General features: G+C 35.9%; 14 protein-coding genes and 1 pseudogene. 5 read left to right on the forward strand and 10 right to left on the reverse strand.

The window, feature by feature from the left end:
* Positions 1-89: 89 nt before the first annotated feature.
* The 4 genes and pseudogenes from QNJ50_RS10515 to QNJ50_RS10530 all read right to left on the reverse strand — a co-directional run.
* The gene (locus QNJ50_RS10515) at positions 90-1160 is read right to left on the reverse strand and encodes a DUF6262 family protein (RefSeq protein ID WP_300635024.1); all 1071 of its coding nucleotides are present in this window, start codon (positions 1158-1160) and stop codon (positions 90-92) included.
* On the reverse strand, positions 1153-3084 hold the full coding sequence (locus tag QNJ50_RS10520; RefSeq protein WP_300635026.1) for a tyrosine-type recombinase/integrase: 1932 nt from the start codon (positions 3082-3084) through the stop codon (positions 1153-1155). Before QNJ50_RS10520 ends, QNJ50_RS10515 begins: the two co-directional genes overlap by 8 nt.
* Positions 3085-3089: 5 nt before the next feature.
* On the reverse strand, positions 3090-4181 hold the full coding sequence (locus QNJ50_RS10525) for a tyrosine-type recombinase/integrase (RefSeq protein WP_300635028.1): 1092 nt from the start codon (positions 4179-4181) through the stop codon (positions 3090-3092).
* 139 nt (positions 4182-4320) lie between these two features.
* A pseudogene (locus QNJ50_RS10530) lies at positions 4321-4446 on the reverse strand (RNA-guided endonuclease TnpB family protein); the annotation flags it as partial.
* Between the two features lie 187 nt (positions 4447-4633).
* Between QNJ50_RS10530 and QNJ50_RS10535 the strand changes: the two are divergent.
* Positions 4634-4942 (forward strand): DUF2288 domain-containing protein, encoded by a 309-nt coding sequence (locus QNJ50_RS10535; protein ID WP_300635030.1) that lies wholly within the window; start codon positions 4634-4636, stop codon positions 4940-4942.
* 526 nt (positions 4943-5468) lie between these two features.
* Here QNJ50_RS10535 and QNJ50_RS10540 read toward each other — a convergent pair.
* Positions 5469-7133 carry a hypothetical protein gene (locus QNJ50_RS10540; protein ID WP_300635032.1) on the reverse strand — a complete coding sequence of 555 codons (1665 nt, stop codon included), beginning with the start codon at positions 7131-7133 and terminating at the stop codon, positions 5469-5471.
* A gap of 387 nt (positions 7134-7520) precedes the next feature.
* On the opposite strand from QNJ50_RS10540, the gene QNJ50_RS10545 reads away from it, so the two are divergent.
* The 3 genes from QNJ50_RS10545 (at position 7521) to QNJ50_RS10555 (ending at position 8967) form a co-directional block, all read left to right on the forward strand.
* Positions 7521-7877: an iron-sulfur cluster assembly accessory protein gene (locus tag QNJ50_RS10545; protein WP_300635034.1), complete on the forward strand. Its 357-nt coding sequence runs from the start codon at positions 7521-7523 to the stop codon at positions 7875-7877.
* 296 nt (positions 7878-8173) lie between these two features.
* Positions 8174-8593 (forward strand): tetratricopeptide repeat protein, encoded by a 420-nt coding sequence (locus QNJ50_RS10550; RefSeq protein WP_300635035.1) that lies wholly within the window; start codon positions 8174-8176, stop codon positions 8591-8593.
* A 122-nt stretch (positions 8594-8715) separates the two neighbouring features.
* On the forward strand, positions 8716-8967 hold the full coding sequence (locus QNJ50_RS10555) for a hypothetical protein (protein ID WP_300635037.1): 252 nt from the start codon (positions 8716-8718) through the stop codon (positions 8965-8967).
* Positions 8968-9142: 175 nt separating this feature from the next.
* Here QNJ50_RS10555 and QNJ50_RS10560 read toward each other — a convergent pair whose 3' ends face one another.
* On the reverse strand, positions 9143-10063 hold the full coding sequence (locus tag QNJ50_RS10560; RefSeq protein WP_300635039.1) for a TIGR01777 family oxidoreductase: 921 nt from the start codon (positions 10061-10063) through the stop codon (positions 9143-9145).
* A 217-nt stretch (positions 10064-10280) separates the two neighbouring features.
* Between QNJ50_RS10560 and QNJ50_RS10565 the strand changes: the two genes are divergently transcribed.
* On the forward strand, positions 10281-10628 hold the full coding sequence (locus tag QNJ50_RS10565) for a hypothetical protein (protein ID WP_300635041.1): 348 nt from the start codon (positions 10281-10283) through the stop codon (positions 10626-10628).
* Positions 10629-10738: 110 nt separating this feature from the next.
* On the opposite strand, the gene QNJ50_RS10570 is transcribed toward QNJ50_RS10565, so the two are convergent.
* From QNJ50_RS10570 to QNJ50_RS10585, 4 genes are all read right to left on the reverse strand, one after another.
* Positions 10739-11173 carry an FHA domain-containing protein gene (locus tag QNJ50_RS10570; protein ID WP_300635043.1) on the reverse strand — a complete coding sequence of 145 codons (435 nt, stop codon included), beginning with the start codon at positions 11171-11173 and terminating at the stop codon, positions 10739-10741.
* Between the two features lie 591 nt (positions 11174-11764).
* Positions 11765-14281: a heavy metal translocating P-type ATPase gene (locus QNJ50_RS10575; RefSeq protein WP_300635045.1), complete on the reverse strand. Its 2517-nt coding sequence runs from the start codon at positions 14279-14281 to the stop codon at positions 11765-11767.
* 1385 nt (positions 14282-15666) lie between these two features.
* Complete coding sequence (locus tag QNJ50_RS10580; protein WP_300635047.1) at positions 15667-15942, reverse strand: hypothetical protein; 276 nt, start codon at positions 15940-15942, stop codon at positions 15667-15669.
* 1388 nt (positions 15943-17330) lie between these two features.
* Positions 17331-18872 carry a type II CAAX endopeptidase family protein gene (locus QNJ50_RS10585; RefSeq protein ID WP_300635049.1) on the reverse strand — a complete coding sequence of 514 codons (1542 nt, stop codon included), beginning with the start codon at positions 18870-18872 and terminating at the stop codon, positions 17331-17333.
* Between the last annotated feature and the right edge of the window lie 207 nt (positions 18873-19079).

Below are 19079 nucleotides of genomic sequence, written 5' to 3' on the forward strand. Positions count from 1 at the left end.
CTCGTTTTCCCGGCAATTCTGCAAGACCGCCTTACGGCTTTTAACAATTTACTCACCTCCGGCGAGTAAATTGTTAAACTTGCAGAATTTTAACTATCTGAATCCATTATTTTTCTCGCTTCAATCCAGGACATCTGGGTGTAAGGTATTCCAGAGGAGGTAGGGTGATTTACTTTAACTAATAAATCTCCTTTTGTATTTCTGGGCAAGGTAAATGGTGATTCATTGATTATAAAGCCGTTATCAATTGCTTCTAGAAACCACTCTTCAAAGCCTTCTGGGAATTGATGTTCCCCCTTTGCTTGCTTATTTATTCCCATGTGTTTTGGCGTATCTTCAGGTGCTTTCCATCGATATTTAATTGCTTTAACTAAAAAACCACTCGGATTTTTTACTTCATTCTTCAGAATGGCGTATTTCAATGCATCGATTGATTCTAAAATAACTTCTTCTGGATTCTCGCGTATCAATCTTCTTAAAGTACTATTGATTTTAATTTTGAGTTCTTTTAGTTCAGCCTTTACTGAATCGGGAACAGGAATGGTTGGTCTTTTGACTTGGGTAACTTTAGTAGTAGATTTTAAAGTATTACGAGCTAATTTATTCTTTAACTCAACGTTCTCCTGAGTTAATCTTTCTATTTCTAAACTTAGTTTTTCATTCTGTTTTTGGAATATATTAACAGTACCTTCATGTTTTGGAGAATTATAGCGACTGCGACATTCTTCTAATTGCTGCTTTAACTGTTCATTTTCAGATTTTAGACGTTCCGCTAATTCTTCTATACCTAAAAGCTGATGAAGTCTACCAGTTATACCTTCATTTGCTCTACGCAATCCATCGTTAGCTGTTCTTAGTTTTTTATTTTCTTCCCTTAAGTTGTAGATAATTGTAGCTTTTGAATTCTCGGATGCAGGAGGTATTTTCTTAGGTTTACTTTGTTGCTTTTGTTGGTCACGTAAAGTTTCAATACGACTTCTTAAATCCTGCTGTTTGTACAAATAAGCAGTAGAGACATTAGCAGATTGAGCAACAGATTTAAAAGTAATTATTTGACCTTGCTTTATCATCTTCTCTAAAGCTTTATCAACACGTTCTGCTGACTCCTTAGCTTTCTGTGCTGCTGCTTCTTGTAAAGCTTCTATCTTTCTGTTAGTCATTATCTTCCTCTAAGGATTTAATAACCTTTTCTAAATTGTCTTTAATAGGTGTATTTTTATTAACTTGTAACTCCCAACCACAGTTCTTAGCTTTTTGTAAAACATTGTTGGTACGTTCTAAAGTGTCTTTTAAAATTAGTAAAAAGTTTTTATTTGTTCTCCAATGAGGGCAGTTATAACAACCATCAAAACCAGAAATATCACAATTACCCAATACTTTTGGTCTAGCACAATAACCATGTTCTAATGCTCTGGCTTGTACATTCTTTTTAAACCATTCCAAATCATTATTGCTAGATAGTATAGTTTCGTCTAATTCAGAAGTCTCACCTTGGAAGTTAACTACTCTTGAATCATGGTATTTCTCAATTTCTTTTCTGAGAGTCTTATCGTGAATATGAGCATACACCATTGTCATCTCTGGTGATTCATGACCTAAATATCGTTGAACGATATGCTGAGGTACTCCATTATTAATCATTGATGTTCCAACAGTATGACGGAATTGATGCCCAGTAAAATGCCAGTTCTGACCCGACGCAGTACAAATATTAAACTCAACACTTAAGTTATTAAGAACATTACAAAGTGACCTTTGCTTTATAGGTCTAGGTTCTTTCACATTATGGCTTTTAGGATATGGGAACAAATATGAACATCCAAAATTCCATTGCTCGTTTACAAACTTTTGTTGCTCTGTAATAGCTTGAATAACAGTATCATTCATAACTGGGATAATGTGTTCCTTTTTCATTTTTAGCTGGAAATATTTTAGATAGTAACTTCCCTGAGATTCATACAAACAATCAAACGAAAGTGTACATAATTCACTAATTCTCATTCCCGCATATTGAAAAACTATTATCATCCGACGATAATAATCTGGAATTTTTTCTATATGTTGATTAAGCTGTAGGAGAACTTCATCTGGTATAAATCTAGGTTTAGCTTTTCGCTTACCTGGTGTATCCTCTTTACGAATCAAATATTTATCTTCAATAGGAAGCCAGTTTTCCATTAAACAATGTTCAAAGAATACCTTTAGATGTAGCACTATCCCTCTAACAGTTTCTTCGGCATAAGTTTGTTTCTGCAAATAACTCAAGTAATCAATAATTATTTGACGATTTATATTTTGAGGTTGGAGTAATGAATATTCCTCAGATATAAAAACTGAAAATTTAACTAATGCATTCAAGCGTTTGACACAATTACCATAAGAGCAGACATTGAGGCTATAACGTATAAAAGTTTTAGCAACTTCTTTTAACCAAGGTTGATTTATTCCCTGAAAGTTAAGTTTATACTGCGACTGAGACAAATTTACTGCGTATCCTAACTTTCTTACATCCCAAATATCTTTATCATATTCAGAAACATCTTTATATCGATATTCTTCAATAATTTTATACACTTGACATAAAATAGCAGTCCTTTGATTTTTTTTTCGTTTCTTCTTTTGTTTATTATTTTTATCAAGAAATGTATCGTATACCCATTGCTCTTTACCTATCTTTTTAATATAGTAATCTAATGAATTTATCCAAAAATATAAATCTTTCTCTAACAAGGAATAAGCTTGTGTATCTAAATCATTTAACCACGCTATAACACTATGGAGATAAACTACATTTGTATTCCAAACTGTTTTTGCAGACCACTGATTATTAGAAAGTTTTAACCAAAAAGCATATTTAAATTCTGCTTTTAAGTATTTATTATTTAACTCAAAACGCATATACCTTTTTAATCTGTCCTTTTCTTTGTCAGTTAAACTTGTTGCATCAAGTAGAGGACACTCATAAACATCCCACACATCTTTTACCCAAAAATCTGTTAAATGGCTTTTGATTTCTTGATTAAAAACAATCCAGTCGAATTTTTTAACGTTTAGTTTATTTGTGTTTATTTTTGATAATTCCATTTTCCTCACTCACGCTTTAAATACTTGTCGTACAATTGCTTTAAATCATATTCAGTTAAGTGAACATAAGTATTAATTGTTGTTTGGATATCCGCATGACCTAGCCGCTTTTGTACATAAGCCATATCCCATCCTGCTCTTATTAATTCTGTAGCATGAGTATGTCTTAGTAAGTGTGGTGTTACTTTAATACTTATTTTTTTTGATAGTCTTCTAAATAAACTATCAACTGTTTTGTATTTTAAAGGTGTACCAACCTCACCTTTAGCTGGAGCTTTTATAACTACAAAAACAAAATCACAATCAATATCTTCCGGATATTCATCAATCAAATATGCTGAATACCATTGCATTAGTTCTTTACTCACGTGAACTATGCGCTCGACTCTAGATTTAACTCTTCCATTGTTTACATTATCTACTCTTGGAACAACATTAATTTCATTATTTTTACCTGTTACCATATCTGAATGTCTAAGTGATAGCGCCTCCCCAACTCTTAGACCTGTTTCATATAACAATCGAATTAAAAACTTATCACGTAATGAATTACAAGCTTCTACTAAATCATTAACTTGTTCAGGCGTTAAACAACCAGGAAATGTTGAAGGTTCTTTTATCTTTAATAATCGTGTTTTAACCTCTTTCCCTTTGCTTATATGATGCAAAAAAGACTTATATTTACGTCTTGGTTGTAGCTGGTAGCGATAACCATCAACTCTCTGTGTTGCCCCTATACGTTCTTGAAATTCATAGAACCCACAAACAGTAGTTAGACAATTATTAATAGTCTTCTCGGAACGTTTAGATACTTGTGGTTCAATAGATAAAACATTTCCGTTGGGATTTCTCAGCCAGTGGATAAAGTTTGATAGTTGTTCTAAATTGACTTCTAACCAATCTAGCTTTGAATCTCTCAAAAACTCCCAAAATAATTTCAAGTTGTGAGCATAAGTCTGAATTGTGTTTGGACTTCGCCCAATGCTGTCCAGATAATGCAGGTATTTTTGAATTGGTTCGATAGGTAAATAATTTTCATCTAGCACCATCCAAATTGGGTGGTTTGATTCTGGGAGGATACCCTTTTGAACTTTCATCCTCACCCTTCCTGATATCGTTAATTACGTTGTACACGTACAATAATATATGTTTTACAAGTAAAAACAGCGTAGTGATAAATCTTAATATCGCCTACGCTGTTGTTGTTGTTTATATTATTTTTTAATAAGACATAAGACTTGTATATTGGGGAGGTACCGCAACTGTTGCCCGCCCAAATACTCTTCCAAAGTACTCAACCCAGACACGGAATTGATACCAAGATGCATCATTAATGGATTTAGCCAGACAATGATTACTTATCGCTTGTCAGTTATCCAAAGATATAAAATTGACTGAAATTTAGATTTAATCAAATCTATTCTGAAACTTAGAAATTGATAATTAGTAATATTTTTACAGGTTTATTTAATTAATGAGATATTAAATAAAATAATATTATGTAACATTTTTTAGTATATTTACTAATGAAGAGACATGTGAAAAGTGAATGAGTAATGAAGAATTGCGTCAGCAATTGACTGAAAATCTTGATGAGGCAGAATGGGAATGGTTAATTCCTCACGTCAAAAGAGATGCGGTAATTGTAGTAGCAAAAGAATTAGATTTACTTGATGTTGGGGAGGCGATCGCTAGCGATAAAGTCTCAGAGGTGCAAGTATGGATAGAAGAGGCTTTTATTACTAAACCTTCCAACGAGCAAATGGGTCAGTGGAACAATCAACGCGATAAGCGCTTTAATGCTTTGATAGTAGAGCCATACGTACTGATACAAGAAAAAATGGTAGAAGCTACTTAAGTTTTTCGTATTACTGCAAGAAATTGTAATTTAAATCAAATTAAGAATTTTGCTAAGTTCCGGTTAAATCAGATTAGAATTTTCGCAAACTTGAGAATCTTTAGTAATAGTATTTTGCATCTGGTTCCTGGTTATCAGCAAAGCGGTGCGCTACCGCGCAAAATTCTACTATGAATGAGTCGCGATCGCACAAATTCTTTCATTCACTATCTAAAAAACTATTAAAAAATTTATTTTCCCAAGTTTAAAAGATTGGAATAAAAATTTATGTAAAGCACTACGTAGTTAGGTTAGGACAATAGGAAAAGCTAAAAGCTATAAAAATTAGACTTTTAACTCGCCCATAACGCCATAAGTTACAGTTGCAAAAGATAACTTACTGTAACTACATTGGCTGACAGAAAAGCATGAAAAGTTTACAATCCTCAGGTTAAACTTGAAAAACTTTGAGGAAATCAAGGACACATTACATAAATCACCGGGGAATTACAAAGCCCTTTATTTAGCAGAAGTTTTGAGGAATTTTTTAAGAAGATTGCTCTGGTTGCATTTGCTCAACAAGTCTAAGAGTTCCCAGACCCAAATCTTCAGGAGCAAGAGTTTGAACTTCAAACAATGCCATCATATCTTTCAATTGAGGGTTACCACGGGAAGCACCGGTAAGTCCTCTAGCGATAATTAAACCACAGAATCCTTTGGTCTTTTGACATCGTTGATTCCATTTTTTCCGTGCTTCGGAGTGAACGGGATCGCTATCTAAAAACTCACCAAACAAAAATAATTCACTGTTTTGAGTTTGTAATAAACCCAAATCGTAATCAGTTCCATCAACAACATCCGCACCAGGATTGAAACATATGGCTTTTAGTCCCCCAGATTCTTGGATTTTTTCAATTATCGCTTTAGCTTTGGGGCGAGATGTTTGAATCAAAATCACTGGTAATCCATCACCTACAGGTTTTATTTTACCCGGTTGATAATGTTTTACATCATTACGCAAATATTCCAACATATCCCAGGTTATAACTCCCAAACTAAGAAAAGAATCTTCTGGAATCAAATCATCTCGTAATGATGTTAATTGACCTGGTAGATCTGATAAATTTAGATTATCTTCAGAATCATCAGTCGCATTAATAGCCATGTCTTCTAATTCATCAGCAAGTTCCGGCATTGTGGAAACTGTAACTGATACTGACTTTTGCTTTTGAACCGGTTCTGGTAAAGAAATACGGTAGCGGTGATTGAGACTGGGAAAATCATATTCATTTAGTTGACTGCGGTGATCGCGGAAGAAGCGAAACAAAGCTTCTAATGCTACAAAAACAGCGATTGCTTCCTCTTCATATAAAACCGAGCGCAACCCTTCCAAGGGATGGATATTACCGAAAGTTGGTTCGATTTCCGAATTCGGTAACTCTGCTAAATCGTAATAGAAATCGTCTTCTGGGTCATCACTAGCGTCGGTTTTCTCAAACGTAACAAACAAACAATCTTGCTTGAGAAAAGCATCTTCTAAAAGTCCTTGTGACTCCCCATCCCTTAAAACCACATCCCGAAATCTTTTCAGTGATTCTTGACTGCGATAAAGTAAAATACCATACTCAATACCCAGCATTCCCATGACAGAAGCATAAAGAGTACCAATATCCCACTTATTAATTTCTATTGCTAATATTTGCTGTTCTTCTAAAAATTCCCAAGGAACAGAATTCCAGATTGCAAATGCTTTATCATTTAAAAGTTTGGCATACTTTGGCGGTAATTCTGGAACTTGATTTTCAACAATCTCAGCAAATCCACGGAATAGTTCGTCAATAAAAGGTAAATTGGGAACATAATCAATTGCAATGTCTAAATCTTGTAATACCCCACGCAGGTAAAATTGAATTTCTCTATCTTTGACGACTATTTTTTGGGGACGACCGGGTTTCCCTGGAGAATTAGGACTTTCCATTGCGCGCATTAAGGTCCGGACAATTGCTTCCGGTCCGCTATCTGGAGATACTATGTCCATTCCCCGCACAATACCTTGCGATCCATCTACCCAGAGAATACATTCACCCTTTTCTTCCGAATTGTCATATTCTAAGAGCGAAGATGACAATGATCGACGATCTCCCTCCCATACGGAAGGTATTTGGGTTAAATTCTTCAATCGACGACTGGTAGAGCGATTAAAGGTTGTCATAAACTAAACAATTAAAAAAGATTTACAACTAAAAGTTTTGGTAAAAGCAAACCTTGGTGATATTACTCCAAGGACGAAGAATTTAAAAATAACTATGGCTGACGCCAGGCTGTCGCTATCAGATGGTTATGCTAGTACTTCCATAAAAATTGAAAATACCAGATCTGAAAGAATACGGAGTCTCTCAATTCTAGGATAAAAACATCAATATAGATTTCGGGTGAGTTATTTACAATTTGCCAATCTTGAACAGCAATCTCGCTAGAATAAATACAAAAACTAAACACAAAAACTTCGCCAAACCCAGTTAGCACTAGGCTAAAACTAGAGCTTTGCCCTAAGCTCTAAGAGGGGTAATTGCAAAACCTTGTATCACGGAAAAAGCAGATGACACAAACACAAGCATCTCAACAACGGGGTATTCAACTAACCCCTGCCGCATTAGAACAAGTCAAATTTTTGCGCGACAAGCAAGATAAAGATTTATGCTTGCGAGTCGGAGTTCGTCAAGGTGGATGTTCCGGAATGTCCTACATGATGGATTTTGAAGACAACAGCAAAATCACCCCTCAAGATGAGGTATTTGAATATGATGGCTTCAACATCGTGTGCGATCGCAAAAGCTTATTATATTTATACGGCTTAGTTCTAGACTACAGTAACGCCATGATTGGTGGTGGATTTCAATTCACCAATCCAAATGCTAATCAAACATGTGGTTGTGGCAAATCATTTGGAGTTTAGCAGTTATTTAGTTATTTAGTTATTTAGTCTTTAGTCATTAGTCATTTCAATATTATTAACATTTAAATATTGAATTTATGACTATTGACTATAGATCAAGAATTTCAAGCCCCATTGATTCATCAGTGGGCTAGCTTTTTTGTGTTACGGTATCGATCTAAAATTATTCCAAGTTAATCATCCAGGTTATGTGATTGCTTTAGAGTTTTAAGTCTGTGAATAAAAATCCTCATGGATGACGCCTCAGGAGTGTCAATATAAACTATGGACTACCGACTGTTGACTAATTAATTTCTATGACTGAAACCGTTGAATCTTTGTTTGATACTGGCTTGGAACGTTATAAAGCTGGTGAAGAAGTTTCCTCATTAATTCCTGTATTTAAAGAAGTTTGCGATCGCGCCCCAAAAAGTGCTCCAGCTTGGACTTGTTTGGCTTGGTTGTATCTGTTAGCAGATAAGTCTTCCTCAGCATCTAAAGCCGCGCAAAAAGCTGTTAAACTCAATCCACAAGACCCCCAAGCAAGGGTAAATTTAGCTGTTGCAATGCTAGAAAATGGTCAAAAAGGGGTAAGACAACATATTGACGTTGCACATCAGTTGATTTCCCTTAACAGCGAATGGTACGAAGAAATTCAAAATAGTATTGAAGATGGTTTAACCAGAAAACCTGACTGGCAAAGTTTATCAAAAGTAAAAAACTGGTTGTTTAGTTAGGGATTGGCGACTGGGGATTGGCGACTGGCGACTGGCTACTGGGGATTGGGAAAGAGTTACCTATTCCAATTACCAATTACCCATTACCAATCCCCATAAAAAATATTTAAACAAACGTCATTATGAAAGATAAATTATTAAACTGGCTCAATTGGATACTGGTCGCAGATGTATTCTTCGTATTTGCGGCTTTTGCATGGCTCGCGATCGCAGTAGTTGGTAATTCAATGGGGGTACCCCTAGGTTTAGATTTGTGGCACAAATTGTGGCAACCTGTGTTCAATCCTGCGATTGGGATTTTAATGGCTGGTGCAATTATCAGTGGTATTATCAGTTGGATTGCTAAAAAATTTTCTCAAGCTGGTAATGGATAGGGATTGGGGATTGGCGACTGGGGATTGGGGACTGGAGACTGGGGACTGGCGTTAGCGGTAGCGTGGCGTTAGTCATAAGCACTGCGTGTCGCCGCAAGGGGCGTATGGCGATTCGGTCAAGCTTTTCAAGTACCAATCACCAATTACCCATTACCCATTACCAATCCCCAACCCCTCACTTCAAAATCCCTTCTAAAGCAGTCTGTAATTTAGGATACTTGTATTCAAAACCACTTTCCAAGGTACGTTTGGGTACAACCTTTTGTCCTTGCAAAACTACTGTTGCAGCTTCTCCTAATAGTGCTTCAAGGGCAAATCCTGGAACGGGTAGCCAAGAAGGTCGATTCATTACCTCACCCATAGTGTCGCAAAACTGTGACATTCGAACTGGTTCAGGAGAAGTTGCATTATATACTCCTTCCATTTGGGAATTATTTAGAGCTTGTAAAATCAAACCCACTACATCATCTACATGAATCCAGGAAAACCATTGTTGACCGTCACCTAAAGGACCACCAGCAAAAAGTTTAAATGGGGTAATCATTTTACCTAAAGCACCACCCATTCCCAAGACAATACCAAAACGTAAGATTACCAGTCGCACCCCTGAATCCTTGACTTTTTGGGCTTCAGACTCCCACTCAGTTGTAACTTGGGCGAGAAAATCATTACCAGCAGAACTCGTTTCATCAAAGGTCGCAGTCTGACTGGTACCGTAATAACCAATTGCGGAAGCATTCACCAATACCGTAGGTTTGGAATCTGCATTTCCTATTGCTTCCACTATCTTTTGGGTTCCGAGTTTGCGGCTATTAAGAATTATTTCCTTGCGTTCTGGCGTCCATCGTCCTTCAGCAATCGGTTCTCCTGCAAGATTGACAACTGCATCACAACCGTTTATTGCATTTTGCCAATCTCCTGATACGGTAGACGTATAACCAACAATTTCTAAATTCTTGAATGCTGTTGCAGGAAAAACCTTTTGGGCACGTTGTACACTTCGTGAAAGTACTACTAATTTATGACCTTGGCTAATGAGTCGTTCAACCAAGCGACTACCTACAAATCCCGTTGCTCCAGTAATTGCTATTTTCATTTTTTAAGCGCTAAGTAGACTCCACCAAATTCTTATTCTACAGATGTGGCGTTCAAACTTATAAATATTACTAATCTCCAATCCCTAATAACCTAATCTCTAACCCCCAATCGCCCCAGTTTAAGTATCCAAAATCAAGAAATGAATCGAAGTTAACTTGGCTTTTATATAGTTCGATATTATAGGATGGACAGAGTATTACAAAGCACGGGGCTATATGGCTCGATATACCTGTTCTTTTCTTCTTTCTATTAACTTTGAACAACTTTTGCCTTTAGTTGTAGAACTTCTACAAGAATGTAGTCTTAATGTGATGTATTACACATCTGACTACGTAATGGCAAGGGAAATTCCTGGTACTGTTCCTTTTTCCAAGTTAGTGACAGTAGAAGCACTAATTGATAAAAGTACAGCTACCGAGACCGAAACTCGCATGAGCATTGTGATGAAAAACGAGGAATTACCACTCCAAGTTGAAAATCACTGTCGGCAACTATTTGAGTATATTAAGGAGGCAATAGAACATAGCCGTCATTGGCATTTAATTGAAAGTCTTGCAGGATAGCGCAAGTTATCCAGTACTAGCTTGAGCACCAGGTAGCTCTAGCTTTTTGCTAGAGCCAATAATTAAATCACTTGATAGTAAAAAATATACCGGAGTTGACAAGTAGGTCTTTAATCTTCTATGTCCTCAGTCATCCCGGGATTAATAAGAGTAATATCATACTCACTCAAATCTGTTGGTACCTGTGTTGTTGTCTCGCGCTGCAATAAGTAATAAATAGCACGTACTTGAGGACCGAAGACTATTTCATCTTCGTTTCTCAGGTCATGGGCTGGAGTTTTGCGTCCATTAACCACTATTCCGTTGGAACTGGGCTTTCCTTTCGCATCACCATCAACAATTCGATAATAATGAGTGTTGCTGTTGTTTTCCCTGGGTAATCTGACTAAAGTCGCATGGCGACGGGAGACAAATTGCGAAGCTAAGCGAATATCGCATTCAACGTCTCTACCGATAGAATAAATCGGGCGTTCCAAAATAAATTCTTTACGTCCACGAGCGTCTTCAATAATCAGTAGATGATTCTGATGATTTTCTGCTGTCATTGACACATCGTTACTTCAATAGTTTGAACTTTGAGAATTTTAAAATTTGCTTGATATGGTTTTGTGGTATTCTCGAAACCAGATTTGAGGTATGGGACAACCAAATAATCTACTATTGTTTTCGCTAATACGATCACTAGAACCATTTTGTTCTATAAAATTGTTTTTTTATAAAACATTTGTTTACAAAATTTTGTTTACAAAACTATAGCCGTAAGGCTAAGTGAGCATTGCTACAGTTGCCTAACGACTTAGTTTAACCTGATATTGGGAAAATAATTATTTGAGTTAATTATTTGAGGTCAGCAATATTAGTCAATAAGAAATATTTTAACGTTGATGGTTGACACTCTCAGGGCTAAAGCCGCTAAGATTCTCAGTTCACGGTAGCTACTTGCTCTACCAGGTTTTTGCACGCAGCAAGCTTAACACCAAGTAGAGTAACTGATTAGAAAAGATTTAGATGAATACGACTAAAGTCGCCGATGCCGCTTATATCCCAGGGCTCATCCGGCGTAAGCCACCCCGCAGGGTAGCCACTGGGTTTTACGCATCCCGTGTATTCTTATAAAACGCCCTAAATAAGAAGCCTTAAGTAAAACGCCTTAATAATAGGGAATTTGTCACAACGCTAACAGAGCTAAAAGCCATCAATGCTGCTGCACCTGCAGGAGTTAAAACAAAATCAAAGCTGGGTAATAATATCCCCGCAGCTAAGGGAATTCCTAAAGTATTGTATGCAAAAGCCCAGAATAAATTTTGACGAATCTTATTAAAAGTGGCACGACTAAATCGAATTGATTCCACTACATCATTAAGGGAATCTCTCATCAAAATGATATCGGCTGTTTCCATAGCCACATCTGTTCCGGAATGCAGAGCAATTCCTACATCTGCTTGAGATAATGCGGGAGCATCGTTGATACCATCTCCTACCATTCCCACATGCTTTTGATTGGTTTGCAGCGATTTAACTACTTCGGCTTTTTCTCCTGGCATTACACCTGCAATAATATCGCTATCATCTAAATTTAGTTGCCTTCCTAAAGCGATCGCAACTTCTGGAGCATCACCACTCAACAACATGACGCGCAAATTCATTTTTTGCAGGTTTTCTACTACTGAAACTGCATCTGTCCTCACAATATCTGATATGGCGATGATTCCAGCAATCGTGGAATTTACGGCTACATAAACTACTGTCTTACCATTTTTGGTAAAGTTTTGAACTGCTTGAGATAGGATCTCATCCACCACAATTCCGTGTAAATTCAGCCAGGCTTTATTACCTAACAACACTGATTGTTCTTCGACTACCCCCGAGACACCCAATCCAGGCTCTGTACGAAAATCTGTTGCGGTTGGAATTGTTAAATTTTGTTGCTGTGCTGCGCTAATAATTGCTGTAGCGAAAGGATGAACTGTACCACTTTCCACCGCTGCTGCTAATTTTAATAAGGATTCAGAGTCTGGAACGGGGGATAAATTAACTCTTTCCTTTGGAAAAGTAACAGTTATTGTTGGTGCGGAGAGTTCCTGAGTTCCTAGTTCATAAGTTTCTGCTTCGTAAGTTTCTACTTTATGAGTTCGTACTTCAGGTTTATGACTCGCTGAACTATCTGTTAGCAATTCTTCCAACAGTAAACAATCTGTAACTGTAGGCTTACCAATAGTGAGCGTACCAGTTTTGTCAAAAATTACTGTATCTAATTGATGGACTCGTTCTAAAACGTCCCCACCTTTAATTAAAAGTCCCTTTTCTGCAGCGATCGCAGTCCCTACTAAAATTGCTGTTGGTGTTGCAAGTCCTAAAGCACAGGGACAAGCAACTACCATCACTGCAATCGCTAATTTCACACTTAACAGTAGTGAAGCTTGTTCTGCTGATGTTGTCCCACCCCAAATGGTCAGATTATCCCAAATATTAACTCCAATAAAATACCAAAAAACAAATGTTAAGATTGCAGCACCCAATACTCCATAGGTAAAATAACCTGCAACCGTATCTGCTAATTTTTGTACTGGTGCTTTACGGGTTTGTGCATTTTCCACTAAAGCTACAATATGAGCCAAAGTTGTATCATCACCTGTACGCTTAGCCTGAATAACGATCGCCCCAGATTGATTAATGCTTCCCGCAGCAACTGTATCTCCAGGTTGCTTTAGTACGGGTACAGCTTCCCCACTCAACATTGACTCGTCAACGGTAGTTTTTCCTTCTATAACCTCGCCGTCAACGGGTATCTTCTCTGAAGGTAATACCTGCAACCATTCACCAACTCTCACTTGTGCGGCAGGAATTTCAATAAAGTTTGTGGTGTTATTATTTTTTTTAGTTTTATGGGGATTAGCAATTAACCTAGCAACAACGGGTTGAAGCGATAATAATTTCCTAAAAGCAGCTGATGCTCGACCTCTTGCTCGTTTCTCCAGAGTTCGTCCCAGCAAAATAAAACCCAACATCATGACTGGTTCATCGAAGAAACATTCCCAAGCCATGTTTGGAAATAGCAGCGCGATTAAACTTGCAATGTAAGCCGTCAGAGTACCCAACGCCACTAAAGTATTCATGTTGGGCGTATTTCGCCATAAACTACGCCAACCGTCTACGATAATTTCTCTACCGGGGATTAGTAAAGCCAAAGTCGCCAAACCGCAGTGAAACCAAATGTTACTTACAACTGGTAACATCATGCCGCTCAAGTGACCAAAATGCCCAATTCCTGAAAATATCAGTAATACAGCAGCAATTACTAGCTGTATTACTGAATTGTGCATTTCCTGGTGATGTTTAGTTTGTAAATCCCTTACAGATGAATTATTACCCATATCACTCGCATCTGATTTACGAATCTGTGATGGAAATCCTGCATCCGTAATCTTTTGAGCTAAAGCATTTGGATCTACTACACCAGATAGGGATTCAACAACAGCTATTTCCGTTGCTAAATTCACCACTACATTTGTTACTCCGGGATATTGGGCGAGTTGGCGCTCTACTGCTTTCACACAGCCCGCGCACTTCATACCCCCAACATCCAAAGTAATTTTATCTGCAATTGGTTTATCTGTAACAGTTGTGGTGTAACTAATGGTTTGAGTTTGCATACATATTATGGAACCGCCTATAACATTTAAAAGCCCAATTCAAGACGCTTCTATTTTGAGCTTAGGCTAAGTTTAGCGATTTCTGCTTCTTTTACAGATCGTAATACTTATTAAATTATATAAATAATTCCAACACAACAAATAGTTAACCACGATCATAATTACAATAACTTGTATAAACAAGAGCCATGACCTGGATAGGGAGCAAAGCTAATTCACTTTTCCAGAATTCATTAATTCCTAAACTCGATATAGTACAAAAAAAGCCACAACCTAAGATAACAAAGGTTAATAAGTTAAGGTGTCTAAATTTAATTTTTAGCATCGCCACATGTTTGAAATTTAGTTTGTTTGGTAAATGAGATAGTTTCAATTACTTCGCTGAAGTTTTGGTCGCATAAAGTTCAACCAACACATCTTGAATAGATTACTTCTTAAATAATTATTTATAGTTAACAACTCCCTGTTATTTAAATACCTAATTTTTTTTATTTATTTTGTTAATAGGAGATGAAATTATAAATTCATCCTCTATATATGAAATATAAAGAATTATTTTTATCCCAGAGTAAATAAATTTTATGTTATTAAGTATGTTAATTAAAGTATGCTGGCCAACATTATAAAATAACTAAAATGTTTGATATGCTTTCAAATAAATCATAATAAGGTTTAGAACTAATTTTACAGAACTGATAATAATTAAGTACTGAATTAAGACCCATCAAAATAATCAATAGCAAACATTACTCTGCTTTCACAGGAGTAAAGAGATAAATCGAAAGCTAAAAACATTTTTGGAGTAAAGCGTTACAGATAAATCTATTCACTAAATATAATTAGTGAAATGACCCAAATCACTCAAAATTAAAAATTTATTTTTTAGAATTAGAGTCGAGAATTTAGCTATCTACTGATATATTCTTTATCTACTATCTAGCAAGAACTTTTATTAACTTTAAAATTTTAATATGTAAATTCATTAAGTAGGAATTTTTTAACTTACAATATTAAATTTTGATTACACAATGATTCCTATAAGATGAATATATAGTAATTCGGAGTTAAATGCAACATGGGGCTTGTATTTATAGTTGATATATTTATATTTTTTAGATTGATACTTCTAAACACTATAATTTCTATCTATATTATTGAAATGATTATAAAACTAACTCTACAACCAACAATATTTATGATAGATAACCCCAATTTGAAAAAAAAATTGGGGTTCTAGCTTTTTACTTGATTCACGCTCGCTTACTCATTCTTTGCAATTAGCAGAATTTCTTCAGTTGATATGCAGGTGCAGAGTCCTTAATTAAAGCTTAGAGTTACAAATCTTACTAATATGGAGCCGGTTTACTTTTATTAATAAATATTATTCAAAACCAACCTTGTTTCTGAACGCAGTAAGTGTCAACAAATTCATTGTGACTTTTATTTAAGTAAATCATGCCTTCAACTAGACCAACAAACTGCATAATTACAAATGGAACGCCATAAGCAAAAAATAGACCTGCGATGGAAATCCCCAGCATCACTGCTCCTTCAAGGCTATACCCAAGCACGAATTTATGTACTCCAAGGGCACCAAAAATAATACCGCAGTAACCAGCAAGTAACTGTCTTGTTGCGTGAGAAGGATTTAAGTTTGCCATAATCTATGTATGTCTCCTGTGTATTTACGTATAAAAAAAATAATGCTTTTTTCGTTTACTGAAAGTATACTTATCTACTTTTGAGGCAATAAGATCTACTTGATGAGTAATATAAACACTGTTTTAACACCAAAAATCCCTATGGTGTTTGATGTGGAAATCGCGGACACTAACTATTGTGTTGTATAGTTTGAGCTTTCCACCTCCTTTAATGCTCGTTCAGAATCGTAATGTTAAGCATTACTTAAACAAAACGGCAAGGAGAAAGATGTGTGAGAGTCGAGAGAAAGATAATCATCCACCTAAAAAATTAGGCAAATAACTAAAAAGCTATATTCCTGGAATTAAGTTTACTTGAAGCGTTACCTGAGATCGGTTATTGGTAACATCTTTAGTTTGAAGTCTAGCCAAGACTTGAAGAAAAATATTACTGAAAAACAGGGAATGATTCACACCTGCATTATTTACAGCAATTAGAAATGCAGACTTAAGTTTTGTTACGATAATTTTCTTTGGAGATAAGTCCTATGACTTTACTTCCCCAAAACTAGACCCCCAGAGCGCGATTGTTCATTTTTTATAACTACAACGCAGCATTACAAGTCTGCATAGACATATGATAGTTTTCCATAAAGAAAAGCTACCGTTATCGCCACTCAAAAATGCTATTTTATTATCTCTACAGGCCTAATATAGCTTCATCCGGATTTTTAAGCCGAATTAAGTCATTATCATATCTTAAAAAGATTTGTTTTAATCCTTAGAAATATAACGATTATATTGGTGTTTAATAGTAATTTCTACTCAATCATGGCAGAAATTATACACACTAAACGTAAACTATTATTCTTGATGTTGACAAACAGCATCAAAATGATAGTTAAAAAACTCTGCAAAAAGCTAAAGACGTTGATATTTATGCATACCGCAAAGTATACCCGATCGCAAAAATGCAGAGTTAGTATTCATTAACTTGCGAATAGCTGCTATAACAACGCTTGCCCCGGAGAGCTGTATTCTCATGAAAATGTATCTGAGATTAATATTATAAGAATAAATGATATTTATTGTAAATAGATTACTGTTTAAGAAAAATTAATTTATTTAATAAGGGAAAATTATACTTTACAGCCCAGTTGAATCAAACCTAATAAATAACTGGTCAAAAGTAATAGGTAATTGGTCGTTAGTGATACTTTTAACATGTAAATGACTGCTTGTTTATTGTAACTTTTATCTGTAGGAACGTATTGTTCTACTGAAAGGTTTAAGTCACGAATAAAGCTATTACTGGTTAAATATTAACGATTTGCTATTACCTATTACCTATTACCTATCAACTTCACCAGCTAAGTTTTCAAGTATCTTCTTAATATCTTGTTGGAAACTTAAGAAGAACTACTACCGACAATAAATAAACTTAAGAGAGTTCCACTATTCCAAAGGCTATGTAGTAACATTGGAGCAAGTAAATTGCGCGATCGCGTGTAAACAATCCCCAATATAATTCCTAAGGATGTTAAAGGTAAAAGCTCGGATAAACTAAAGTGAGCTGCAGCAAATAAGACACTGCTGATAATAATCGATCCCCATACAGGTAAGTATCGGGTAAGGGAGGGTAGTAAAAAGCCACGAAACAATATTTCCTCAAATAGTGGTGCAGCAATAGCCGCAGTAAAGAAAAATATTGTTAGAGCTACAGAATCTTGACTTTTAAGTACTAATTGCAGCAAAGGATTGCTACCTCCTTGTCCCTCCCATAGTTTTTGATTGATTACAGAAACTAATAAGACAATTGGTAAAGCTGCACAGTAACCTCCAAAACCCCATAGAATCCACTTATCCCGGAAGCGAAAACGAAACCAATCTTCGGCTAGAGGGAAAAAGTTTTTAATAGAGAAATATAATACGCTAAGGGCTCCGAATGCGACTAATAAATAACTAGTTAGAACATAAAAAGCTTGTATGCGTACGCTAGCAGCAGCACCGCGTGGAATTGGAAGCACGGATAGTAATTCGGGAACTATTATTTGTCCAACAAAGAAAAACCCAACGACAAAAACTTGTAAAATTATTTCCCCATCCCAGGGAGTTGACCAAACAAGATTTCCATTTTGCGCGAGTATGGAGTCTTTTCCTTTAATTAGAGTTTGAGCAATTGAGAAAATTAATATTCCCAAACCAATGAGAACGCCCAAACCAGGGAGAATTGCGATAATAGCCAACTTTACCAAAGCATTTTGTGCCATTTCTTGAGTTGAACTATTGATTTGAAGGACTAAGTCTTGGCGTTTTTGGAGTTGATAAAGTTGAGTTAGAGCAACAGCACGAAACCAACCTTCTAAATTTTTTTGAATGAATTCTTCAGTATTAGGTTGTAAATTCGATCCATCTTCCCATAAAGCTATTAGCACCTTAGCTGTTTCGCTATATTGGGGAGAAATTACCGTATTCTGTGGTACTTCATTCCAAGCTTCTAGCGCACTTTCAGTCTTACCCTGCTGTTCTTTTAAAATCCCTAAACGCAGATCTAATTCTGCAATCAACTTTTGTTGTTCGCGAGTTATTTTTTTGAGTTCCAGTGCTTCTCCGTCAAAGATTTCAGTAGTTTGAGGAGATTTTACTGAACTTTGTGTAAGTTGATTTTGAACTCGTTCTAAATTCTTTTTGGCTGAATCCCGAACTTGTTCGTACTGTTTTATAGCATTTTCTACAGGTTGAGTTCCGAGAAGAGCAGTTCGCAATTGTTTTAAATTACCATCAGCGTTTTCTTCTGGTTTCCAAGCAGCAGCTTGTAATGATATATCTGTCTGATAAAGTTCGATTAGACTTTGGGACTGGGGTCTTTGTAAGCTCTGGAATAAGTTCGATCCCAATAATACAATCGCAATTACAGTCAGTAATGTTAAAAATATCCTTTTCGGTGTCATCTATATTCTTGATCCGTGGGGCTTATCCTTTTGCAGATTATCGCAAGAAAATGTCTTTCGGTTGATAAATTTTCTAATCTAAGAATAAGAGACATGATAGGGTTTAACTGATTATAAGATTTTTATATAAAAATATAAAAATAATAATATAGAGACGTAGTATTGCTACATCTCTACTAGCGATATAGTTACGGTAACAAAAGAGCT

Source organism: Mastigocoleus sp. MO_188.B34, from assembly GCF_030065675.1.
Classification (GTDB): Bacteria; Cyanobacteriota; Cyanobacteriia; order Cyanobacteriales; family Nostocaceae; genus Mastigocoleus.